The following is a 22,781-nucleotide window of genomic DNA, read 5'->3' as shown; positions in this document are numbered from 1 at the left end:
CGACGGCGCTCTGGGTGGCACCGGCGGTAACGGTGGCATCGGCGGCGGTACCAGCGGCAAAGGCGCTAACGGCGGCAACGGCGGCAACGGCGGCGACGGCGGCGACGGCGGCGACGGCGGGATTGGCGGAAACGGCGGCGCCGGTGGTGCCGCGGGACTGTTCGGCAACGCGGGCGCCTTCGGAAGCGGCGGCGGTGCGGGTAACGGCGGCGCTGCGGGAGGTGGCGGTCCAGCAGGTACGGGCGGCCCCGGCGGCACCGGCGGGATTGCCACAGGTCTGGCCGGCAGCGACGGGCAGGTGGGCGCCGACGGCATTTCCGGTTCAGTTGGCACGCCCGGGCAATCCGGTTAACGTCAGCCGAGCTGATACTCGACGCGTTTGTCACCATCCCACCGGCGCAACCCGGTGAAGTGGCCGTCGAGCTGGACCGGTCGCCCGGCGACCTCCACCGCCTGGCCCAGAAAGGCGCCGTCGAGCCGGCGGGCCAGCGTGACATGCGCGCTCCACTGCCCCGGCAGGCTGTTGGCCATCGGCTCAGGCAGCAGATGCGGCCCGCACAACCGATGGACCTCGGCATGCAGATCCATTAGCTGTCTGGATGGCAGCACCAGGCGGGTCAACACGACATTGCCACGACCGAATATCAGCGGCGCCCCGACCGCGCAGCGCAGCGGCAGCCGCCGCACCACCGGGCCGAGTAGCTCGTCGACGTCGGCGTTGATCCGCTGCGATACCGCCACCGTCACGTGCGGCCGGCCGGGCGGTACTCGGGCGGGTATGCCCGCGGCGGCCAGCTTGTCCCACATCCGCCGTAGTGCGGCCTCGGTGTCAGGGTCGAAGAGCAGCTCGATCGAATGCGCCATCAGCGGACCAACGTGCTGACCCAGTCGCGGTCGAACGCCACCGCGCTCAGCGCGGCGAAGTCCACGCCGGCGGCCGCGGCCCCTTCGGGCAGCGCGGCGCGCACCGGCGCCAGCCTGTCCAGCTCCGCCCGGTTTGAGGCCTCTACCGGCCCGGGCTTCGCCGGCCAGCTGCCGATCACCAGGCCCGCACACGAAAGGCGCCGTGCCGCAAGGGCTTCCAGGGTGAGCGCGGTGTGGTTGAGGGTGCCCAGCCCCGCGCCGACCACGACCAGCGCCGCGGCGCCCAGGTCCACCGCGAGATCCCGCAACGTGTAGCCGCCGTCGGCAAGCTGGACCAGCACTCCCCCGGCGCCCTCGACGAGGGTCAAGCGCCCGGGCCCGTCGACACCGCGGACCAGCTGCAGCAGCTCGTCGTGGGTGGGCAGCGGCGTCCCAGCCAGCTCGGCGGCGGCGGCGGGGGCCATGGGCAGCGGATACCGGGCCAACCCGACCAACCCGGCGACTCCGGACAAGCGGGCGATCTCGGCGAGGTCGTCGTCGCCGTCGCGGGTGCCGGTCTGCACAGGTTTGCACACCGCCACATCAATGCCGGCCTGCCGGGCGTGGGATGCCAACGCAGCGGTGGCGACTGTCTTTCCGACACCCGTGTCGGTCCCGGTGACGACCAGGACGGTCAAGGGCGGCGGGCCTCGGCGAGAACGTCGGTCAGCACCCGGCGGGCAAGTTCGAGTTCGTCGGCGCTCAGCGAGGCACGCGCGGTCAGCCGCAATCGGGATGTCCCGACGGGAACCGTCGGGGGCCGGAAGCAGCCCACCTTCACCCCGGCGTCCAGACAGGCTGTAGCGGCCGCCAGCGCCACCTCGGGATCGCCGAGGATCACCGACACCACCGCCGACTGCGGGACCTCGGCAACGTCGCACGCCCGGGCCAGCTCGCGGGCATGCCGGAGCACGGCACCCGGCCGCCAGGGTTCGGCCTGCAGGATCCGCAGCGCCGCCAACGCGGCACCGAGCGCGGCCGGGGCCAGGCCGGTATCGAAGATGAACGGCCGGGCGGCGTCGATCAGGTGCGCCCGCACCGCCGGCGGCCCCAGCACCACCCCACCCTGGCTGCCGAGCGCCTTGGACAGGGTCGTCGTCATCACGACGTCGGGCGCACCGGCCAGGCCCACCTCGTGCAGCAGTCCGCGCCCACCGCCCCGCACGCCTAGGCCGTGCGCCTCGTCCACAATGAGCAGGGCGCGGTGCCGCCGGCACACTTCGTGCAATTCCCGCAGCGGGGCCAGGGCGCCGTCGGCGCTGAACACCGAGTCCGTGATGACCACCGCGCGCTCTTCGGCGCGCGTCGCCAGGGCAGTCTCCACCGCGCCGACGTCGCGATTCGGCGTCACCACCACCCGCGCCCGGGACAACCGGCAGGCGTCCACCAGGGATGCGTGCGAATAGGCATCGGACACCAGCAGCGAACCCGCGCCGGTCAGGCTCACCACCGCGCCGAGGTTCGCGGTGTAACCCGAGGAGAACACCAAACCCGTTGCCGCCCCGACATATTCGGCAAGCTCGGTCTCAAATTGCTGGTGCAGTTCGGTGTCGCCGGTGACCAGGCGCGAGCCGGTGGCACCGGCACCCCAGACGCGCAGCGCCTGCACACCGCCCTCTATGACGTCGGGATGCTGGGAAAGTCCCAGGTAGTCGTTGGAGGCGAGGTCCAATTCGGTGGCCACGGCGGGACGCGGCCGCAGGGAGCGGCGCAGTCCGGCTTCGCGGCGCTGGGACTCCACCGCGTCCAGCCAGGCCAGCGGGGAGGTCGTTTCGATCGGTGCCATCGCGGTTCAGCCTACGAGGCGCGCGACCTGCACCATCGCCGAGGTGATCTGCGCGATCTCGACGGGCGTACAGATGTAGGGCGGCATCACATAGATCAGGTTGCGGAAGGGCCGCAACCACACGCCGCGGTCGATGGCCGCGGGCGTGACGACGGCCAGATCGACCGGGCGGTCGCACTCGATGACGCCGATGCCGCCGCAGACCCGCACGTCGGTAACCCCGGGCACAGCCCGGGCGGGTTCCAGCCCCGCGACCAGTTCCCCGCCGATCTCGGCGACCCGCGACCGCCAGTCCTGGCTCAACAACAGCTCCACGCTGGCTACCGACACCGCACACGCCAGCGGGTTGGCCATGAATGTCGGGCCGTGCATAAGCGCACCCGCCGCGCCGGCGCTGATGGTGTGTGCGATCTCGGCGGTGCACAGGGTCGCAGCCAGGCTGAGGTACCCGCCGGTGAGCGCCTTGCCGACGCACATGATGTCCGGGCTCACGTCGGCGTGGTCGGCGGCGAACAACTCGCCCGTGCGCCCGAAGCCGGTGGCGATCTCGTCGAAGATCAGCAACACCTGGTGCCGGTGGCAGATGTCGCGTAGGTCGGCCAGGTATTGCGGGTCATGGAAGCGCATCCCGCCCGCGCCCTGCACGACGGGTTCGACCACCACCGCGGCCAGTTCGGCCGCGTGCCGGGCCAGCTGCGCCTCGAACGCGGCACTGTAATCCGGGTCGTACTCGCGCGGTACCTGCGGTGCGAAGACCTGCTCGGCCAGCACGTCAGTCCACAGCGAGTGCATGCCGCCGTCGGGATCACAGACGCTCATCGGGGTGAACGTGTCGCCGTGATAGCCGCCGCGCCAGGTCATCAGCCGGTGCTTGCCGGGGCGGCCAAGACTGCGCCAGTACTGCAACGCCATCTTCACGGCCACCTCCACCGACACCGACCCCGAGTCGCTGAAGAACACCGTCTCCAGTCCCTCCGGTGTCACCTGCACCAACAGCCGGGCCAGCCGGGCGGCGGGCTCGTGGGTGAGGCCACCGAACATGACGTGGTTCATGGTGGCCAACTGCGCGGTCATCGCCGCGTCCAGCACCGGGTGGCCGTGGCCGTGGATGGCGGTCCACCAGGAGCTCATCGCGTCGATCACCTCGACCCGCTCATCCTCCCGAACGAGGGTCAGCCGGGTCCCGTGCGCGCCCACTGCGACCACGGGGGCGACGGCTTCCGCCCCGATGGTGCTGTAGGGGTGCCACAGATGGGCGGCGTCGATCGCGCTGATCTGCGCAGGCGTCAGCTTGGACCCGGGCGTTCCGGCCGCTGCCATGGAAGCCGAGACTAATGCAGCCGCAAGGCCCGCCGACCCCCCATCGGTTCGCAGAAAAGCGGTTCATCGGGAAGCATGCAGGACATGACCGCGCCTGAAGAGACCCCGGACACGCACACCGAGGCGGAGCAATCGGCGGACAAATCCGAGCTCCGGATCATCAGGCTGCGGTTGGTTCCCTGGGACGTCATCACCATGTTGGTCCTGCTGGCGCTGCTGATCACGGCGGTCACCATGACCAGTTGGCCGACGCGGCTGTTCGCCTTCACCGAGACCGTCTGTCAAGGCGAAGAGTGCGGAATGGTGCCTTTCGGCGTCGACTACTACATCTATCCGCTGGTGTGGGGCGGGGTCGGCGCAGCGGCAACCGCAGCTTTGCTGGGCCCGATTGTCTCCTTGGTCAAGGGCTGGTTCATGTCCTTCTGGCCGATCGTCTCGGTCGGTGTCCTGAGTTTGGCCTCAGTGGTCGGTCGAGCCCTCACCGATTTCAGCAGCAACTACTGGCATTAGGCAGCCCGGAAAGCATCACGCGGCGGCAACGTCTTTGAGACCGAAATCACAACCGCCGTCACGGAATTGGCCCTGCTAGTCACCGTCCGGTCACGTTACGACAAAGAATGTTTGCCGCGTCTGGCGGTCGCTAATCTCTGTTGCCAAAGTGTCTGTAGTGACTGGTGTGAATAGAACGGGCTGACTGCGCCGTTCACCTCACCAAGTGTCATCCAGCGGCGCTCGGCCCCGACGTGGCGGCCGGTCTGGAAGGGCAGCGGATGCGCGGACTACGCGCTGAGGCACAGAGGGGCCGCGAGGCCTCAGGAAACGAGGGAACGACATGAAACGCGTCTACGCCTTGGCGGTCGGCTTGGCCATGCTGGCCGCACCCATGGTGACCACCACCGGGCTGGCGGCAGCCGATCCCTACACCCGGGCCTCGGACTATCAGCAGCTCGCCGACACCGTCATCGCGCGCGGACTCTCCCAGCGCGGTGTGCCGTTCTCCTGGGCCGGCGGGGGTGTCACGGGCCCCACACGCGGCACCGGGTCGGGCATCAACACCGTCGGGTTCGACGCGTCGGGCCTGATGCAGTACGCATATGCCGGTGCCGGGCTCAAGCTGCCGCGGTCGTCGGGCCAGATGTACCGGATCGGCGAGAGGGTGCTGCCCCAGCAGGCCCGCAAGGCTGACCTGATCTTCTACGGTCCCGAAGGCACCCAGAGCGTCGCCATGTACCTCGGCAACGGTCAGATGCTCGAGGTCGGCGATGTGGTCCAGGTCTCGCCGGTGCGCAGCAGCGGGATGACGCCGTACCTGGTCCGCATCCTGGGCGCACAGACGGTACCGGCGGCGCCAGCACCCGCCCAGCAGGCACCCGTCCAGCAGGCGCCGGCCCAGCAGGTTCCCGGGCAGCAAGCACCGGCCCAGCAGGCGCCGCTGCAGCAGGTTCCGGGACAGCAGGCACCGGCCCAGGCGGTTCCGGGCCAACAGGCACCCGCCCAGCAGCTACCAGGACAGCAGTTGCCGGCTCAGCAGGCCCCGGCGCTGCAAGCGCCGGCGCAGCAAGCTCCGGCGCAACAGCTTCCCGGTCAGCAGGCGCCGCTGCAGCAGCCGCCGGTGCAGCAACTGCCGACCCAACAGGCGCCACTGCAACAGCAGGCGCTCACGCCGCAGGCGCCGGCGCAGTTGCCCGGCCAGCAGGCGCCGTTGCAGCAGGTACCCGCCCAGCAGGCACCCGCGCAGCCGGTCCCGACGCCGCCGTTGCAGCTGGTGCCGGTGCAGCCGGTTCCAGCAGCCCCGGGCAGGTAACCGCCGGAAACTCCCCGCACCACCGCCACTCGCTCCCTCGCCGCCGGCACCGCCGTCCAGCGAGAGCATGAACGCCTCGCCCGAACGAGCGCTCAGGAGCGAGTGGCGGTTTTCGGTAAGTTAACGGTGATCATGCAGACGCAGACACCGCCTTCCAGACCGGCTACCAGCGGGGAGCCGGGCGGTATGGGGACCCGGTCTTCGGGTTTCTACCGGCACGACCTCGACGGCCTGCGCGGGATCGCGATCGCGCTGGTCGCGGCCTTCCACGTCTGGTTCGGGCGCGTGTCTGGCGGCGTGGACGTCTTCCTGGCCCTGTCCGGATTCTTCTTCGGCGGCAAGGTGTTGCGGTCCGCGCTCGCCGGCTCCCTGTCGCCGGTGACCGAAGTGGTGCGGCTTATTCGCCGGCTGGTCCCGGCCCTGGTGGTGGTGCTCGCCGGGTGCGCGCTCCTGACTGTCCTGATCCAGCCGCAGACCCGATGGGAGACGTTCGCCGACCAGAGTCTGGCCAGCCTGGGCTACTACCAGAACTGGGAGCTGGCCAACTCGACCGCGGACTACCTGCGCGCCGGCGAAGCCGTGAGCCCGCTGCAGCACATCTGGTCGATGTCGGTTCAAGGCCAGTTCTATTTGGCCTTTCTGATTTTGGTGGCGGGGAGCGCATACCTGCTTCGCGGAGTGCTGGGCAAGCACCTGCGGACCTTCTTCGTGGTGCTGTTGACCGCTTTGACGGTGGCCTCTTTCGTCTACGCGATCATGGCCCATAACGAATATCAACCGGTCGCCTACTACAACAGTTTTGCGCGGGGCTGGGAGCTGTTGCTGGGTGCGCTGGTCGGCGCCGTAGTCCCCGTCATTCGGTGGCCCATGTGGTGGCGGACGGCCGTGGCCATGGTGGCGCTGGCCGCGATCCTGTCCTGCGGCGCGCTGATCGACGGCGTCCAAGAATTCCCGGGTCCGTGGGCGCTGGTGCCGGTGGGCGCCACCATGCTGATGATCCTGGCGGGGGCGAACATGCAGGCTCGCCCGGACACGCGCGACCGGATGCCCGCGCCCAGCCGGATCCTGGCGGCCGGTCCGCTGGTCACGCTCGGAGCGATGGCCTATTCGCTGTACCTCTGGCATTGGCCGCTGCTCATCTTCTGGCTCGCCTACACCGGCCACAAGGACGCCAACTTCATCGAAGGCGCCGCGGTGCTGCTGGTATCCGGTGTGCTGGCCTACCTGACCACCCGACACGTCGAGGACCCGCTGCGCTACCGGGCCAACGCGCCGCGCCCCGCGCCGGTCGCCTGGCGGCAGCGACTGCGCCGGCCCACTATGGCGCTGGGATCGATCGTGGCGCTGTTAGGCGTCACACTGACCGCCACCTCGTTCACCTGGCGCGAGCACCTGGTGATCGAGCGTGCGTCGGGCAAGGAGCTCAGTGGCCTGAGCCCCAACGACTATCCCGGCGCACGGGCGCTGGTGAACCACGTGCGGGTGCCGTCCCTGCGGATGCGGCCGACCGTGCTCGAGGTCCAGGAGGACCTGCCCGCCTCCACCAGGGACGGCTGCATCAGCGACTTCGCCAACCCGGCCGTCGTCAACTGCACCTACGGCGACGACAACGCTCCTCGGACCATCGCCCTGGCCGGCGGCTCGCACGCCGAACACTGGCTGCCCGCGCTGGACCTGCTGGGCCGGCTGCATCACTTCCGGGTGGTGACCTATCTCAAGATGGGCTGCGCGTTGTCCACCGAACAGGTGCCCCTGATCATGGGCAACAACGCTCCTTACCCGCAGTGCCGGGAATGGGTGGAGACGACGATGGCCAAACTGGTCAGCGACCGCCCCGACTATGTGTTCACCACCTCGACCCGGCCGTGGAACATCAAGCCCGGCGACGTCATGCCCGCCACCTACATCGGGATCTGGCAAACGTTCTCCGACAACAACATTCCGGTTCTGGCGGTCCGGGACACCCCGTGGCTGGTCAAGAACGGCCAACCGTTCAACCCGGCCGACTGCCTGGCCAAGGCCGGCAACTCGACGTCCTGCGGGATCAAGCGCAGCGAGCTGCTCTCCGATCGCAACGGCACCCTGGATTTCGTCGGGCAGTTCCCGCTGCTGAAGCCGCTGGATCTGTCCGACGCGATCTGCCGTCCGGACCTGTGCCGCGCCGTCGAGGGCAACGTGCTGATTTACCGTGATCCTCATCACCTGACGGCGACCTACATGCGCACGTTGGCGCCTGAGCTAGGCCGGCAGATCGCGGCAATCACCGGCTGGTGGTGACGACAACCTCCGGTCGCGACGCCTCACGATTAAGGTCGAGTAATGGCTTCGACCGAGCGAAAGAACGAAAGTCCTTTTGACGAGGCCGACACGTCGCCCGCTCTGGCGACGGTTTGGCCGGGCGCGCCTTTCCCCCTCGGCGCCACGTATGACGGTGCCGGCACCAACTTTTCGTTGTTTTCCGAGGTGGCCGACCGGGTCGAGCTGTGCCTGATCGCCAAGAACGGCACCGAGACCCGGATCAATCTCGACGAGGTCGACGGTTACATCTGGCACTGTTACCTACCGAACATCACCCCCGGCCAGCGGTACGGATTCCGGGTGCACGGCCCGTTCGACCCGGATGCCGGGCTGCGGTGTGACCCCAGCAAGCTGCTGCTCGACCCGTACGGCAAATCGTTTGTCGGTGACTTCGAGTTCAGCCAGGCGCTGTACTCCTACGACCTGGCGGTCGCAGCCGAGAACCCGTCGGAGACCGGCACTCCCCCGATGGTCGATTCATTGGGCCACACCATGACCTCCGTGGTGATCAACCCGTTCTTCGACTGGGCATCGGACCGCGCGCCGTGCACGCCGTACCACGAGACGGTGATCTACGAGGCGCACGTCAAAGGCATGACCCAGACCCATCCCGCCATCCCGCACGAACTGCGCGGCACCTATGCCGGGTTGTCGCACCCGGCGATCATCGACCATCTGAAGTCACTCAGTGTCACCGCCATCGAACTGATGCCCGTTCATCAGTTCATGCACGACCACCGGCTGCTGGACTTAGGCCTGCGAAACTACTGGGGTTACAACACCTTTGGCTTCTTTGCCCCGCACTACCAGTACGCGGCCGCCCGCAAGCCCGGTGGCGCGGTGGCGGAGTTCAAGTCGATGGTGCGCACGTTCCACGAAGCGGGCATCGAGGTCATTCTCGACGTCGTCTACAACCACACCGCCGAGGGCAACCATCTCGGCCCGACCATCAACTTCCGCGGCATCGACAACGCCGCCTATTACCGCCTCGTCGACGGGGATCTGCGGCATTACAAGGACTTCACCGGCACCGGAAACAGCCTCAACGTCCGGCACCCGCACACGTTGCAGCTGATCATGGACTCGTTGCGGTACTGGGTGCTCGAGATGCACGTCGACGGATTCCGCTTCGATCTGGCCGCCACGCTGGCGCGCGAGTTCTACGACGTCGACCGCCTGTCAGCGTTTTTCGACCTGGTGCAGCAGGATCCGGTGGTCAGCCAGGTCAAACTGATCGCCGAGCCGTGGGACATCGGTGAAGGCGGTTATCAAGTCGGGAATTTCCCAGGTTTGTGGACCGAATGGAACGGGAAATACCGCGACACTGTGCGCGACTACTGGCGGGGCGAACCCGCAACCCTTGGCGAGTTCGCTTCCCGGCTGACCGGGTCGTCGGACCTCTACGAGGCGACCGGGCGGCGCCCCAGCGCCAGCATCAACTTCGTCACCGCCCACGACGGATTCACCCTGCACGACCTGGTGTCTTACAACGAAAAACACAACGAGGCCAACGGCGAAGACAACCGCGACGGCGAAAGCCACAACCGGTCGTGGAACTGTGGCGTGGAAGGCCCGACCGACGATCCCGACATCGTCGAGCTGCGCTGCCAGCAGATGCGCAACTTCTGGGCCACCCTCATGGTGAGCCAGGGCACGCCGATGATCTCCCACGGCGATGAGTTCGGCCGCACACAGCAGGGCAACAACAACGTGTACTGCCAGGACTCTGAGTTGTCCTGGATGGACTGGTCGTTGGCGGAGAAGAACGCCGACCAGCTGATGTTCGCCAAACGGGTCACGAGGCTGCGCAGGAAACACCCGGTGTTCCGCCGCCGCCGATTCCTCAAGGGCGGGCCCTTGCGCACTGGCGCCGAAGTGCACGACATCGCCTGGCTGACCCCGACCGGCGAGGAGATGACCGAGCAGGATTGGGACAACGACTTCGGCAAAAGCATCGCGGTGTTTCTCAACGGTCAGGCCTTACCCGAACCCAATCGGCGTGGCGAGCGCATCGTCGACGACTCGTTCCTGCTCTGCTTCAATGCCTACGACCAGGAGGTCACCTTCGTCATGCCCCACGGTGACTATGCGCGGCAGTGGACGGTGGAGCTAGACACCACCAGCCCGACCGGCGCGGCCGAGCGGGTCGTCAGGAACGGCGAGGAAGTCTCGCTGGCCGGCCGTTCCGTGCTGATTCTACGTAAGACGTTGTGACACATGCCTTTTCCAGTCTCAGCAACCTATCGGTTGCAGTTGCGCGGCGCGTCTAGCGGTTTCGCGTTCACCCTTGCCGACGCCGAGAATTTGCTCGACTACCTCGATGAACTCGGGGTGTCGCATCTGTACCTGTCGCCGATCCTGACCGCGGTTAGCGGCTCGTCGCACGGCTATGACGTCACCAACCCGGAGACCGTGTCCGCCGACCTCGGCGGGCCGGAGGGCCTGGCCCGGCTGGCTGACGCGGCACGCGCCCGCGGTATGGGATTGATCGTCGACGTCGTACCCAATCACGTCGGTGTCGACAAACCCGAGCAGAACGCATGGTGGTGGGATGTGCTGCGGCACGGCCGGGACTCCGAGTATGCGTCGTTCTTCGACATCGACTGGACCCTGGACGAATCGGGGCGAATCATCCTGCCGGTGTTGGGATCTGACGGCGACGTCGCGGATCTGACCGTTGACGGCGACCTACTGCGACTGGGTGATCTGGCGTTTCCGATCGCGCCGGGCACTGGGAGCGGGACCGGGCCGGAGGTGCATGACCGCCAGCACTACCGGCTGGTGGGCTGGAAGAGCGGGGTGGTGGGATATCGCCGCTTCTTCTCGATCACCTCGCTGGCCGGGTTGCGCCAGGAGGATCGCAAGGTTTTCGACGCCAGCCACGCGGAGGTCAAGCGCTGGGTTGACGAGGGCCTGGTGGACGGTGTGCGGATCGACCACCCCGACGGTTTATCCGATCCTGCAGGCTATTTGACGTGGTTACGGGAGTTACTGGGGCCGGACGCCTGGATCGTGATCGAGAAGATCCTGGCCGTCGACGAAGCCCTGGAGCCGACGCTGCCGGTGGCCGGCACTACCGGCTACGACGTGCTGCGGGAGGTGGGCGGTCTGTTCATCGACCCCAGTGGGGCGCCGGCGCTCACCGCGCTGGTCGAATCCGCCGGGGTGGACTACGACGAAATGCCGCAGCAGTTGGCCGAATTGAAGATCCAGGCAGCGACGGAAACCCTCGGCAGTGAGCTCGCCCGGCTGCGACGCAGCATCGTGGCGACCGCCAAGGCCGACGATCCGCTACTGCCGGATGCGATAGCAGCGCTGCTCACCCACATCGACGTCTACCGTTGCGACTACCAGGGGCTGGCGGCGACACTGCCCACGGCGTTGGCCGAAACGCAAGCAGCGCAACCGGAATACGGTCCCGCGCTGCAAGTGCTGGCCGCCGCGCTGGCCAACGGGGGTGAGCCGGCGACCCGGCTGCAGCAACTGTGCGGCGCGGTCACCGCCAAATCCGTCGAGGACTGCCTCTTCTACCGCGACGCACGCCTGGTCTCGCTCAACGAGGTCGGCGGCGAACCGCACCGTTTCGGCGTCGGCGCCGCCGAGTTCCACCAGAGTGCGGTGACCCGCGCCCGCCTGTGGCCGCAGGCGATGACCACGCTCACCACCCACGACACCAAGCGAGGCGAGGATGTCCGCGCCCGGATCGGCGTGCTTTCCCAGGTCCCGTCGTTGTGGGCGGAGTTTGTCGGGCGCTGGGAGATTCAGGCTCCCTCCCCCGACCCGGCGACCGGACAATTCCTGTGGCAGAACATCTTCGGCGTCTGGCCGGTCAGCGGCGAAATCACCGATTCGCTGCGCGAGCGGCTGCACGGCTACGCCGAAAAGGCGATCCGCGAAGCCGCGGTGCACACGACATGGAACGATCCGAATGCCGACTTCGAGGACGGTGTCCACCGCTGGCTGGACACCGTGCTGGATGGGCCGGTGGCCGGCGCGTTGACCGAGCTCGTCGGTCAGCTCAATCCCCATGCCGCAAGCGACGCGCTCGGCCAAAAGCTGCTCGCGCTGACCGTCCCCGGCATCCCCGACGTGTACCAGGGCACCGAGTTGTGGGACGACAGCCTGGTCGACCCGGACAACCGCCGCGAAGTCGACTATGCCGTCCGCCGGGCCGCGCTGAACGACCTGCAGCATCCGAAGATTCGTGTCGTCACCACCGCACTGCGGCTGCGGCGCTCGCGCCCGGACTGCTTCCTGCACAGTGACTACGTCCCCGTCCTCGCCGCCGGTCAGGCCAGTGACCACGTCGTGGCATTCCGCCGCGGACCCGACATCTTGGTCGCGGTCACCCGCTGGACGGTGCGGCTGGCCGAGCTCGGCTGGGGCGATACGGTGCTGCCCCTGCCGGAGGGCTCGTGGACCGACCGGCTGACCGGGGCCATGTCCAGCGGACCCACCTCGGCCGCCCAGTTGTTCGCCGACCTGCCGGTCGTCCTGTTGGAGCGCAGCCATGCCTGACTTCCGGGTGTGGGCGCCCAAGCCCGAGCGAGTGCGCCTTGACGTCGAGGGTGCCGTGCACGAGATGACTCGATCCGACGACGGCTGGTGGCACGCGACCGTCGACGCGCCGTCGGACGCCCGGTACGGCTTCCTGCTCGACGATGACACCACCGTGCTGCCCGACCCCCGGTCGGCCCGCCAGCCCGACGGGGTACACGAGCGCTCGCAGTTGTGGGATGCCGATGCCGCCGCCTGGACCGACGGCGACTGGCCCGGCCGGTCGGTCGAGGGTGCGGTGATCTACGAGTTGCACGTGGGCACTTTCACTCCGGAGGGCACCTTCGATTCCGCCATCGCCAAGCTGGACTATCTGGTCGAGCTCGGGGTGGACTTCGTGGAGCTGATGCCGGTGAATTCGTTTGCCGGCACCCATGGTTGGGGCTACGACGGTGTGCTCTGGTACAGCGTGCACGAACCGTACGGCGGACCCGACGGACTGGTGAGGCTGGTCGACGCGTGCCACGCGCGCGGGCTGGGTGTGCTGATCGACGCGGTGTTCAATCACCTGGGGCCGTCCGGTAACTACCTGCCAAAGTTCGGGCCGTACCTGTCCTCGGCCAGCAACCCGTGGGGTGAGGGCATCAACATCGCCGACGCTGACTCCGATGAGGTGCGCCGCTACATCATCGGGTGTGCGTTGCGCTGGATGCGCGACTTCCACGCCGACGGGCTGCGCCTGGATGCCGTACACGCGCTGGTAGACACCACCGCTGTACACATCCTGGAGGAGCTGTCGACCGAAACAGACTGGCTTTCAAGGCAATTGGGCCGTCCATTGTCACTCGTCGCCGAAAGTGACTTGAATGACCCGCGGATGATCACCCCGCGGGATCGGGGCGGCTACGGGATCACCGCGCAGTGGGCCGACGACATCCACCATGCCATCCACACCGCGGTGTCCGGCGAACGACAGGGTTACTACGCCGATTTCGGCTCGCTGGCCACGCTGGCGCAGACGCTGCGCCACGGCTTCTTCCACGCCGGCACCTATTCGTCGTTCCGGCGACGGCGGCACGGACGGCCGCTGGACACCACCGAGGAATCTGGAATCCCGGCCACCCGACTGCTGGCCTACACTTGCACGCACGACCAGGTCGGCAATCGCGCACTCGGGGATCGGCCCTCGCAGAACCTGACCGGTGGCCAGCTCGCCGTCAAAGCCGCACTGGTGCTCGGGTCGCCCTACACGGCAATGCTTTTCATGGGAGAGGAGTGGGGTGCGTCCAGTCCGTTCCAATTTTTCAGCTCACATCCCGAACCGGAACTGGCGCAGGCCACCAGGGACGGACGCAAAGCCGAGTTCGCCGAACACGGCTGGGACGCCGACGAGATCCCCGACCCGCAGGACCCGCAGACGTTCCAGCGGTCCAAGCTGATCTGGGACGAGGTGGACTCCGGCGAACACGCCCGGCTGCTGCGCACCTATCGCGACCTGATCGCGCTGCGGCACGGCGAGCCCGACTTCGCCGACCCGTGGCTTGATCATCTGACGGTCGACTATGACGAAGAACAGCGCTGGATCGTGCTGCGGCGCAATACGCTGCACGTGGCTTGCAACCTGGGTGCCGAGCCGGTGCGGGTGCCGGTCACCGGTGAGCTGGTGCTGGCCTGGGACCCACCCGACATCGGTGACAGCGCCACCGAGCTGCCCGGGCACTCCTTCGCCATACTGCGCAGCGGCTAACGTCAAGGATCCGCCAAGAATCCGGCAAGTGCCGTGCCCGAGGGTCTTGTGACATGACGACGATCAGCCCGGCATTCGCGTTCCCCGTCTTCGCCCCGCAGCGGCGCGCGGTCAACGGCTTGGCCCTGCTCAGCCTCACGGTCGGCGTCCTGCAATACCTGCTCTTCTTCGTCCCGACGTCATTGATCACCATCCCGCTCGCGCTGAACGCGATGCAGCGCTGCGAGCCGACGAACCGCGAAGGCCGCGCCATGGCGATCGCAGGGCTGGCATTGTCGGTGGCGCACCTCCTCGGCTACGTCGCACTGTTCGTCTGGCTGCTGGCCTGAGCTCACACACTGGCAGGCCCCGTACCGTGCACAGCGTCGGCGATGGCGTCGGCCAACGGGTCGATCTCGTCGTCTTTGAGGTCCGCGATGGTAATGCGCATGCCGGGCGGCGTGTCCATCCGGAAGCGGGTGCCCGGGGCCGCACCCCAGCCCGCACTGAGCAACCTGGTGATCGCGACAGTCTCGTCGGGCACCGGGATCCACACGTTGAGCCCCGATTTGCCGTGCGCGGTGATGTCACGCTCGGCCAGCGCCGCCCGCAGCGCCTCGCGATTCTTGGTGTAGCGCACCTGGGCCGTGTGCACCATCTCCGTCGCGGCCTCGTCCGTCCACATGCGGACCGCGAGGTCCTGCAGCAGGCGGCTCACCCAGCCGGGACCGAGCCGCAACCGGCCGTGCACCCGCTCGACGGTGCGGCGATCTCCGGCCAGCACAGCGAGCCGCAGATCGGGGCCGTAGGCCTTGGACACCGAACGGACGAACGCCCAGCGGCGGGTAGCGCCCGCCAGCGGATGCAACGGGGCACCGGAGATCCTGGCGCAGTGGTCGTCCTCGACCACCAGCACATCACCGGTCTTGGCGGCCAACAGGCTGCGCAGCGCGGCGGCGCGTTCCTTGGACAGCGCGGCGCCGGTCGGGTTCTGCGCCCGGGTAGTGACGATGACCGCCCGTGCTCCGCGGCGCAGTGCCCGCGCCATGCTCAGCACTACCGGCCCCTCGTCGTCGACCTTGACGGGTTCAGGGGAAAGTCCAAGCGCTGCAACAAGATCGAGCATGTTGGCCCAGCCCGGGTCCTCGACCGCGACCCGGTCGCCGGGACGCAGATGCGCAGCCAGTACCCGTTCTATGCCGTCCAGTGCACCGCTGGTCACCGTCAGATAATCGGCCGGCACGCGGTCGGCGCCCAGATCCTTGCGCGCGAACTTCACCAGCTCGGCCGACATCGCCGACTGCCCGGACAGCAGCGGCTTGCCGGCGTTCGGGCGGGCAAGCTGTGCGGTGGCGATGGGCAGCAGCTCCGGGTCCGGATTGCCGGTCGACAGGTCGCGGGCGCCCGCGGGCACCGCGAGGCCGAGCAGGGAGCGCGGCGTGGTAGCCGGCCGGTCCCGCACCCGGGTGCCGCGCCGTCCGGCGGTCTCGACCGCCCCGCGTTCGCGCAGCAGACGGTAGGCGGCGGCGACGGTGTTGGCGTTCACCCCGAGCTGGGCCGCGACCTCGCGGATCGACGGCAGCGCATCGCCGGGCGCCAGGGCGCCGTCGGAGATGCCCTCTTCAACGCTGGCGGCTATCGACTCTGCGCCGGTTCCGGATATGCTGTATCGTACTGGCATAATCAACAGTATGTACTAGAACAAACTAGATAGCAAGGGGTCTATTGCTGTGGCCGCCGATTACCGACCCACCCCCCGCACCACACCGACGCGTTACCGGGATCGCGCGCGCTATGACCGCGACACCGTCCACCGCATCCTGGACGAAGCGCTGATCTGCCACCTCGGGTACGTCAACGACGGGCAACCGGTGGTGCTGCCGACCACCCACGCCCGGCTTGGCGAGGTCCTTTATCTGCACGGCTCGTCGGGCAGCGGTCCGATGCTGGCGGCGCGGTGGTCCGGGATGCCCGTCTGCATCACCGCGACTCTGGTCGACGGCCTGGTGCTGGCACGCTCGGCGATGCACCACTCACTCAACTACCGCTCAGTGGTCGTGGTCGGCACCGCCCGCCTGGTCGACGATCTTGACGAGAAGCGGCGGGCGCTGGACGCGCTGATCGAGCACATCCGGCCGGGCCGGGCCGCCGACTGCCGGCCGCCGAATGCCCGCGAACTGGCCGCGACCGCGGTGCTGGCCGTTGATCTGCTCGAGGTCTCGGCGAAGCTGCGCCTCGGCGGGGTGTCCGACGACGAGGAAGACCTGAGCCTGCCGTACTGGGCTGGTGTGGTGCCTATCTCGGTGGCCGCCGGAGCGGCCCAGCCTGCCGACGATCTCGATCCCGCTACCCCGGTGCCGTCCTACCTGCGCTGACGCGTCGCACGCTCACCTTCGCCAGGCGGGCAGCCCGTCGCCAGCACCATCCCCGCCGCGAGGGTGCGCAGCGTGCCAACAACACGCCGCAAAAAGCGGACATCTGCGCACCTTCGCCAGGCGGGCGGCCCGTCGCAAGGACCATCCCCGCCGCGAGGGTGCGCAGCGTGCCAACAACACGCCGCAAGAGGCGGACATCTGCGCACCTTCGCGGAGGAAGGCGGCCGCGGAAGGGCAGCGCGGAGGAAGGGGCGTCAGCCTCAGAGCAACAGGTAGCGATATGCCGGCGACCCCGGCAGCAGTGTCTCGACGTGAATTTCCGTCGCCCGCATCCGCGCCAGCAGCCCATCGAGGTCGGCGGCCGATCCCAGCTGCACGCCGACCAGCGCCTCGCCCGTCTCCCGGTTATTGCGCTTGACGTACTCGAACAGGGTGATGTCGTCGTTGGGGCCGAGCACCTCGTCGAGGAACCGCCGCAACGCGCCGGGCTCCTGCGGGAAGTCCACCAGGAAGTAGTGCTTGAGGCCGAGGTGCACCAGCGAGCGTTCCAGCACCTCCCCGTAGCGGGACACGTCGTTGTTGCCGCCCGAGATCAGACACACCACCGTCGAACCCGGCTCGACCTGCGCCTCCAGTAGGCCGGCAACCGAAAGCGCTCCCGCCGGCTCGGCGATGATCCCTTCGTTCTGGTAGAGGTCCAGCATTGCGGTGCATACCGCGCCTTCGTCGACGGTGGTGATCGACACCATGTCACCGGCAGCAGCCAGCGCGGCGTAGGGCAGCGCACCCGCGCAGGCCACAGCGGCGCCGTCGACGAACTGGTCCACGTGCTCCAGCGTCACCGGTCCCCCGGCGGCCAGGGCGGCCATCATCGCGGCGGCGCCGGCCGGTTCGATCCCCAGCACCGCGGTGTTGACGGTCCGCTCGGCCAGGTAAGTCGTGATGCCGGCGATACATCCGCCGCCGCCCACCGGCACGATGACCAGGTCCGGCTCCCCGCCCAGCTCGGCAAGTATTTCGACAGCAATCGTGCCCTGGCCGGCCATGGTCCGTAGGTCGTCGTACGGCGGGACCAAGGTGGCGCCGGTGCGTTCGACGTCGGCGCGGGCGGCCGCGGCGGCCATGTCGTAGGTCGTTCCGCCCACAATCAGTTCGATGAACTGACCGCCGTGGTAGCGGATCCGGTCCCGCTTCTGCTTGGGCGTCTTGGCGGGCACGTACACCCGGCCGTGGACGCCGAGGGACCGGCACGCGAACGCAAAGCCCTGAGCGTGGTTACCCGCCGACGAGCACACCACCCCGGCGGCCAGCTCCTCCTCGGACAGCTGCACCAGCAGGTTGTAAGCGCCGCGAAGTTTGTAGGAGCGCACCACCTGCAGGTCTTCCCGCTTGAGGTACACCGTCGCGCCGGTGATCTCGGAGAGCCGCTCGCTGAGCTGCAACGGAGTCGGCGTCACCACCGGAGCAATTCGCTGCGCCGCACGGTCGATATCAACCGCGGACAGCGGCGACCTACTCGGGTGCTGGCTCAGTTCGGCGGACACCGGTCAATGGTGCCATGGCCACGGCGGGCCGTATCAGCTCACCGGGGTCAAGACGAATACCGGAATCTGCCGGTCGGTCTTCGTTTGGTAGTCCGCATAGTCCGGCCACGCCGCGACAGCCCGTTCCCACCAGACGGCCTTTTCATCGCCGAACACCTCGCGGGCGTCGTATTCGCGGGTGACGCTGCCGTCCTGCAGTTCGACGCGCGGGTTCTTGACGACGTTGTGGTACCAGACCGGGTGCTTTGGCGCGCCGCCCAGCGACGCGACCACCGCGTACTGGCCGTCGTGCTCGACGCGCATCAGCGGAGTGCGGCGCAATTTGCCGGTCTTGGCGCCGACGGTGGTCAGCACAATGATCGGCTTGCCCTTGAGCTCCGCGGCCTCGGAGCCACCGGATTGCACATACTTCTCGGCTTGCTCCCTGGACCAGTCGAATGGGCTGGGTGCGTACTCACCTTCTAGTGGCATACGACCACTCTATGTCGCAGATCGGCCGCATCGAATGTTTCGATTAGCCGAAATCTAATCTGCTGCCTATACTCAATTTCATGACCCAACCCGCCTTGAGCAGGACCGATGTGCTGGTCGCGGGTGTGCCGTGGCCGCGGCACAAGCTGTTCGCGGTCATTGCGGGGCTTCTCACGCTGCTGCTGGTCGGGGCCGTGACGGCCAGCGCCGCACCCGCAGTGCTGAGCGGCGCCGGTGTCGGTATTGCGGTCGGTTTGCTGCTCAAGGTCGCTACGGACCTGCGAGGCTGACCCTTCTCCTGGCCATTTCGGCAATCACGTTGACCCTGCGCGTCGCAGTCGCAATCTCGTCGGCGAACTCCTGCCGCCGCTTGGCGATGTCGGCCTGATCAGCACCGTCGACCAGCTCACGATGCCGGGCCAGCCGCAGCGCGGTCTTAAACAATTCCATCGACCGGGACTCTGCGTTGGCGATCCTGCGCTGCAGCTCCCACTGCTTGCCCACCTCGAGACACTCGGTCAGGAACGTGTCCTCATCCAGCGATTCGTCCTCGAGAGCGGCCAGCCGGTCAGCGACGATGTGGTAGGCGTCCAGGAACGGACGCAACACCAGATGCGCCAGCAGCACATCCGCCGACTCCAACAGGTTGCCCACTTCCTCGGCGGTGGCGTCCTTAGTGGTGTCCTCGACCGGCCCGATGAGCCGGACCTCGTCGGCGAGTTCCATCTCGAACTGCGCCCGCCCGGAGAACAGGAACTCGAACTTCAGCAGCTCGCGCAGGCTCAGCGCTTCGTCGCGCACGGACGCCGGCGACACCGTCCCGTCAGCCGAGTTTTCCGACGCAGCCAGCAGGGCCAGCTCGGCGATGGCACGGTCGACCAGAATGTGGATGGCGGTGTTGCGGTAGAACGCCGCGACCAGATGCTGGTCGGCGCCGATCCCCCACACCGGCTCGGTGCCGGCGTCGTAAACGCTGACCACGCCGGAATCCACCATCTGGTGCAGGGTCCAGCGAATCGTCGACTTGTTCGTCAAATCGGCCGCCCCCGCAACCACCCAGTTGCGGGCCGCGATGTAGCTGGCCAACGGCCTTACCGTGGCCAGCACCTCGCTGATGGACAGCGACCGGTCGGCGCCCAGCAGCGCCAGGCTGACCACCGCGGTCGGGGTCACCGGCGTGGCGCGGTTGATCCGGTGTTCCACATCGAGCGCGATGCGCTCGACAACGGTCTCGGTGCCCGAGGGATCGGCGCGCAGTTCTTCTAGGCGCTTGCGCAATGGCAGCGGCTCGCCGAAGTCGAGGTACGCACGACCCAGCCGCTCGCCCTGCTGACGGGAAAGCCGGACCAGGAACCGGAAGTCTTCGGGCCGCTTGGTCGCGCCGTAGGCCTCGGTGGTCATCGCCTCGACCTCGTGCAGCTGGTCGTACACGATCGACGTCGGCACCAAATACACTTCGGGGCCATCGATTTCGTCGACGGCGTCGGTGAGGTAGCGCAGGATGCCGAACACCGGCGGCCGCAGCTTGCCGGTTCTGGTTCGCCCGCCCTCGATCGACCAGGTGAGGTTGACGTGGTTCTGCACCAGCTGCGCGGTGTAGGCCCGCAGCACGAAGCGGTACACCGGGATGTCCTTGGTCTGGCGACGGATGAAGATGGTGCCGGTGCGCTTGGCGAAGCCGCCCATCGGGAAGAAGTTCAGGTTGGCCCCGCCGAACGTGAAGGCCGACGACAGCCGGTTGGCGGCAATCGCCTCCGGCAGCAGCATGCCGTCCAAGTAGGAGCGGTGGGAGAAGGCGAAGGCCAGTGTGGCCTTGCGATCCAGGCGGCGCAGCTGGGCGATCTGATCCTCGTCGACCAGCACGTCATAGGCACGCATCAACCAGCGGCTGAACCCCCGCCAGGCTTGCACGGCCCGCTCGTCCAGCGACGCCGCGACCTCCCGCAGGTAGCCCGCTGCTTCCACCCGCACACTCGCGGGATCGCGACCGAGCTCCTCGGCCAGTGCATCCAATCGTTCACCGAACCATCGGGCGCCCAGCAGCTGAGTCACCGCCTCCGGGTCGGTGGGCAGTGCGGTCGTGGATTCGTCGACAAATCCGGTGCGCTGCAGCAGCTTTCGCACACCGCTGCGACCGACCTCGCGTGCACTCACCTCGTCCCCCTCATGCCGGTTGTGCCGCTGCGGCGACAGCGGGCTGGTGTACCTGGTCGCCGGGCTCGTCGGAGTACAACTCCTCGATCTCGGCGGCGTACTTGGCGTGGATGGGTTTGCGTTTGAGCTTCATCGTCAAAGTGATCTCGTCACCACCGGGCTCCCACAGCGTCGGCAGGACACGGAAGCGCTTGATCTGCTCGACCCGGGACAGCTTCTGATTGCCTTCGGCGACCCCGGCCGCGATCTGCGCGATCACCTCGGGGTCGGCGGCCAGCGCCTGCGGTGTCGGCTCCAGACCGCGCTGGGCCGCGTACGGTCCCACCGAATCCGCGTCGAAAACCATAAGCGCGGTGTTGTAGGGCCGACCGTCGCCGATGGCGATCATCACGCCAACCATCGGGCAGGCCGCCACGATCGTGTTCTCAATGTTGGCCGGCGACATGTTCTTTCCGGCGGCATTGATGATCAGTTCTTTCTTGCGGTCCACCACCCGCAGGTATCCGTCGGCGTCGATCTCGACGATGTCTCCGGTATGTAGCCATCCGTCGGGGTCGATCGCTTCGGCGGTCTTGGCCGGCTCCTTGCGGTAGCCCTTCATCACCAACGGCCCCCGAACCAGGAACTCGCCGTCGTCGGCGATCTTGCCTTCCAGCCCGGGCAGCAGTCTGCCGACGGTGCCCAGACGCGCGACGCGGGGATGGCACCCGGTGGCGGCGCAGCTGAGCTCGGACATCCCCCACACCTCGGCGATGGGGATTCCGATACCGGCGAAGAATCCCAGCGTCTCCTTGGGGATCGGCGCCGCGCCCGAGATAGCCCACCGGAGTTCACCGAATCCGAGCTTCTCCCGCAGTTTCGACAGCACCAACTCGTCGGCCTTGTTCCACTCCGCCGCTAGTTCTTCCGGCACGGGCTGGCCCGCCAGCAGTGCAGCCGCCCGCTTGCCGGCCACCGACATGGCCCACTGCAGTCCGGCCTGCTTCACCTCGTCGGTTTCGTTTGCCACGACGAATTCGATTCCGGCCTTGAGCTTTTCCCAGATTCGCGGGACGGCACCCCAGATCGTGGGCCGTACGTCCGGCAGTGCTGCCGCGATCGCGCGCGGGTCGGAGATTGTGGTGACCTGGGTGCCGAACATCTCCTGCAGGTAGAGATTGCACATCCGGTCGGCGATGTGGGCCGTCGGCAGATACGACGTGCCCCGGTCGCCGAACTCGATGTCGAGGATCGCGCTGATGGCGTAGCCCTCGAACAGCAGGTTGGCGTGGGTCATCTCCACGCCCTTGGGGTGGCCGGTCGTCCCGGAGGTGTAGATCAGGGTGACGACGTCGTCGGGCTGCACCGCGCGCCAGGTCGCCTCGAAGTCGAAGTCAGCCGGCGCGGCCGCGTAAAGGTCGTCCAGCGTCATCGTTCCGGCGGGGTTGCCGTCGATGCAGACGATGTGCTCGATCGCTGTGCCGCTGGCCAGGATCCGGTCCACGTGCTGTTCTTCGCAGATCACCACCTTGGTGTCCGCGTTGGCGAAGACGTAGGTCAGCTGTTCGGCGGCCAGGGTGTTGTACACCGAAAACGACGTTGCCCCAACGTGTTGCGCGCCCACCTCCAGCGGGTAGAACTCGACGCGGTTGGACATCATCAGCGACACGGTGTCACCGCGCCGGACGCCCAGACCCGCCAGGCCGGCGGCGACCTTACGAACCTGGTCGGCGTATTCCCGCCAGGTCAGGGTCTGGGATCCGCCGGGTGTACGCAGTGCGACAGCGTCTGGGTCAATCGCGGCGGTGCGCTGGAAGGCCGCGCACAGGGTGGTCGGACGCTCGGCTGTGGTCATCACCGTTCTCCTTGCTCGCCCCAGATCACATTGCTGAGCCTACGTCCTGCGAGCGTCACGCTGGCGTGG

General features: G+C 67.8%; 17 protein-coding genes and 2 pseudogenes. 10 read left to right on the top strand and 9 right to left on the bottom strand.

Annotated elements, in window-relative coordinates; genetic code table 11:
- Positions 1–352: pseudogene (locus tag BN972_RS10175) on the top strand (PE family protein); the annotation flags it as partial.
- A 2-nt stretch (positions 353–354) separates the two neighbouring features.
- On the opposite strand, the gene BN972_RS10170 reads toward BN972_RS10175, so the two are convergent.
- Genes BN972_RS10170 through BN972_RS10155 form a run of 4 tightly spaced genes read right to left on the bottom strand, consistent with a single transcriptional unit; the run spans position 355 to position 4,009 of the window.
- Positions 355–864 (bottom strand): 2'-5' RNA ligase family protein, encoded by a 510-nt coding sequence (locus tag BN972_RS10170; protein WP_036355865.1) that lies wholly within the window; start codon positions 862–864, stop codon positions 355–357.
- Positions 864–1,541: a dethiobiotin synthase gene (gene bioD / locus BN972_RS10165; RefSeq protein WP_036355863.1), complete on the bottom strand. Its 678-nt coding sequence runs from the start codon at positions 1,539–1,541 to the stop codon at positions 864–866. Before bioD ends, BN972_RS10170 begins: the two co-directional genes overlap by 1 nt.
- A complete protein-coding gene (locus tag BN972_RS10160) occupies positions 1,538–2,689 on the bottom strand; it encodes an 8-amino-7-oxononanoate synthase (RefSeq protein ID WP_036355860.1) in 1,152 nt (383 codons plus the stop codon). The genes bioD and BN972_RS10160 overlap by 4 nt, the downstream gene beginning before the upstream one ends.
- A 6-nt stretch (positions 2,690–2,695) precedes the next feature.
- Positions 2,696–4,009, bottom strand: a complete 1,314-nt coding sequence (locus tag BN972_RS10155) for an adenosylmethionine--8-amino-7-oxononanoate transaminase (protein WP_036355856.1) — start codon at positions 4,007–4,009, stop codon at positions 2,696–2,698.
- A gap of 84 nt (positions 4,010–4,093) precedes the next feature.
- Between BN972_RS10155 and BN972_RS10150 the strand changes: the two genes are divergently transcribed.
- The 7 genes and pseudogenes from BN972_RS10150 (at position 4,094) to BN972_RS10120 (ending at position 14,684) form a co-directional block, all read left to right on the top strand.
- Complete coding sequence (locus BN972_RS10150; RefSeq protein ID WP_036357222.1) at positions 4,094–4,519, top strand: hypothetical protein; 426 nt, start codon at positions 4,094–4,096, stop codon at positions 4,517–4,519.
- Positions 4,520–4,841: 322 nt separating this feature from the next.
- Positions 4,842–5,516 (top strand): annotated as a pseudogene (gene ripD / locus BN972_RS10145) (NlpC/P60 family peptidoglycan-binding protein RipD); the annotation flags it as partial.
- Between the two features lie 429 nt (positions 5,517–5,945).
- A complete protein-coding gene (locus BN972_RS10140; protein WP_036357218.1) occupies positions 5,946–8,090 on the top strand; it encodes an acyltransferase family protein in 2,145 nt (714 codons plus the stop codon).
- Between the two features lie 42 nt (positions 8,091–8,132).
- Entirely contained in the window at positions 8,133–10,325 is a 2,193-nt protein-coding gene (glgX, locus tag BN972_RS10135; RefSeq protein WP_051545204.1) for a glycogen debranching protein GlgX, read from the top strand.
- A 3-nt stretch (positions 10,326–10,328) separates the two neighbouring features.
- Positions 10,329–12,629, top strand: coding sequence for a malto-oligosyltrehalose synthase (treY, locus tag BN972_RS10130; RefSeq protein WP_036355853.1), 2,301 nt, complete (start codon positions 10,329–10,331; stop codon positions 12,627–12,629).
- Complete coding sequence (treZ, locus tag BN972_RS10125) at positions 12,622–14,355, top strand: malto-oligosyltrehalose trehalohydrolase (protein WP_036355852.1); 1,734 nt, start codon at positions 12,622–12,624, stop codon at positions 14,353–14,355. The genes treY and treZ overlap by 8 nt, the downstream gene beginning before the upstream one ends.
- A 53-nt stretch (positions 14,356–14,408) precedes the next feature.
- The gene (locus tag BN972_RS10120; RefSeq protein WP_036355849.1) at positions 14,409–14,684 is read left to right on the top strand and encodes a DUF4190 domain-containing protein; all 276 of its coding nucleotides are present in this window, start codon (positions 14,409–14,411) and stop codon (positions 14,682–14,684) included.
- A 2-nt stretch (positions 14,685–14,686) separates the two neighbouring features.
- Here the strand turns inward: BN972_RS10120 and BN972_RS10115 are convergent, their stop codons facing one another.
- Positions 14,687–16,015 (bottom strand): aminotransferase class I/II-fold pyridoxal phosphate-dependent enzyme, encoded by a 1,329-nt coding sequence (locus tag BN972_RS10115; RefSeq protein ID WP_036355846.1) that lies wholly within the window; start codon positions 16,013–16,015, stop codon positions 14,687–14,689.
- Positions 16,016–16,058: 43 nt separating this feature from the next.
- On the opposite strand from BN972_RS10115, the gene BN972_RS10110 reads away from it, so the two are divergent.
- A complete protein-coding gene (locus BN972_RS10110; protein WP_036355842.1) occupies positions 16,059–16,709 on the top strand; it encodes a pyridoxamine 5'-phosphate oxidase family protein in 651 nt (216 codons plus the stop codon).
- Positions 16,710–16,969: 260 nt separating this feature from the next.
- Here BN972_RS10110 and ilvA read toward each other — a convergent pair whose 3' ends face one another.
- Together ilvA and BN972_RS10100 are read right to left on the bottom strand one after the other, a co-directional pair.
- Positions 16,970–18,253: a threonine ammonia-lyase gene (ilvA, locus tag BN972_RS10105; RefSeq protein WP_036355839.1), complete on the bottom strand. Its 1,284-nt coding sequence runs from the start codon at positions 18,251–18,253 to the stop codon at positions 16,970–16,972.
- A gap of 33 nt (positions 18,254–18,286) precedes the next feature.
- On the bottom strand, positions 18,287–18,724 hold the full coding sequence (locus BN972_RS10100) for a nitroreductase family deazaflavin-dependent oxidoreductase (protein ID WP_036355836.1): 438 nt from the start codon (positions 18,722–18,724) through the stop codon (positions 18,287–18,289).
- Positions 18,725–18,804: 80 nt separating this feature from the next.
- Between BN972_RS10100 and BN972_RS10095 the strand changes: the two genes are divergently transcribed.
- Entirely contained in the window at positions 18,805–19,014 is a 210-nt protein-coding gene (locus BN972_RS10095) for a hypothetical protein (protein WP_036355833.1), read from the top strand.
- Here the strand turns inward: BN972_RS10095 and BN972_RS10090 are convergent.
- A complete protein-coding gene (locus BN972_RS10090; protein WP_036355830.1) occupies positions 18,995–20,878 on the bottom strand; it encodes a lysophospholipid acyltransferase in 1,884 nt (627 codons plus the stop codon). The genes BN972_RS10095 and BN972_RS10090 overlap by 20 nt on opposite strands.
- Positions 20,879–20,888: 10 nt before the next feature.
- Complete coding sequence (fadD11, locus tag BN972_RS10085; protein WP_036355828.1) at positions 20,889–22,712, bottom strand: fatty acid--CoA ligase FadD11; 1,824 nt, start codon at positions 22,710–22,712, stop codon at positions 20,889–20,891.
- Between the last annotated feature and the right edge of the window lie 69 nt (positions 22,713–22,781).

The organism is Mycobacterium asiaticum DSM 44297 (assembly GCF_000613245.1).
Classification (GTDB): domain Bacteria; phylum Actinomycetota; class Actinomycetes; order Mycobacteriales; family Mycobacteriaceae; genus Mycobacterium; species Mycobacterium asiaticum.
The sequence above is the reverse complement of the archived record's forward strand: the minus strand, read 5'-3'. Positions and strand labels throughout refer to the sequence as shown.

Bases quoted from the DNA above. Each gene is read 5' to 3' on its own strand.
- BN972_RS10170 (WP_036355865.1), bottom strand. From the start codon at position 864: ATGGCGCATTCGATCGAGCTGCTCTTCGACCCTGACACCGAGGCCGCA.
- BN972_RS10160 (WP_036355860.1), bottom strand. From the start codon at position 2,689: ATGGCACCGATCGAAACGACCTCCCCGCTGGCCTGGCTGGACGCGGTG.
- BN972_RS10155 (WP_036355856.1), bottom strand. From the start codon at position 4,009: ATGGCAGCGGCCGGAACGCCCGGGTCCAAGCTGACGCCTGCGCAGATC.
- BN972_RS10150 (WP_036357222.1), top strand. From the start codon at position 4,094: ATGACCGCGCCTGAAGAGACCCCGGACACGCACACCGAGGCGGAGCAA.
- BN972_RS10140 (WP_036357218.1), top strand. From the start codon at position 5,946: ATGCAGACGCAGACACCGCCTTCCAGACCGGCTACCAGCGGGGAGCCG.
- glgX (WP_051545204.1), top strand. From the start codon at position 8,133: ATGGCTTCGACCGAGCGAAAGAACGAAAGTCCTTTTGACGAGGCCGAC.
- treY (WP_036355853.1), top strand. From the start codon at position 10,329: ATGCCTTTTCCAGTCTCAGCAACCTATCGGTTGCAGTTGCGCGGCGCG.
- treZ (WP_036355852.1), top strand. From the start codon at position 12,622: ATGCCTGACTTCCGGGTGTGGGCGCCCAAGCCCGAGCGAGTGCGCCTT.
- BN972_RS10120 (WP_036355849.1), top strand. From the start codon at position 14,409: ATGACGACGATCAGCCCGGCATTCGCGTTCCCCGTCTTCGCCCCGCAG.
- BN972_RS10115 (WP_036355846.1), bottom strand. From the start codon at position 16,015: ATGCCAGTACGATACAGCATATCCGGAACCGGCGCAGAGTCGATAGCC.
- BN972_RS10100 (WP_036355836.1), bottom strand. From the start codon at position 18,724: ATGCCACTAGAAGGTGAGTACGCACCCAGCCCATTCGACTGGTCCAGG.
- BN972_RS10095 (WP_036355833.1), top strand. From the start codon at position 18,805: ATGACCCAACCCGCCTTGAGCAGGACCGATGTGCTGGTCGCGGGTGTG.
- fadD11 (WP_036355828.1), bottom strand. From the start codon at position 22,712: ATGACCACAGCCGAGCGTCCGACCACCCTGTGCGCGGCCTTCCAGCGC.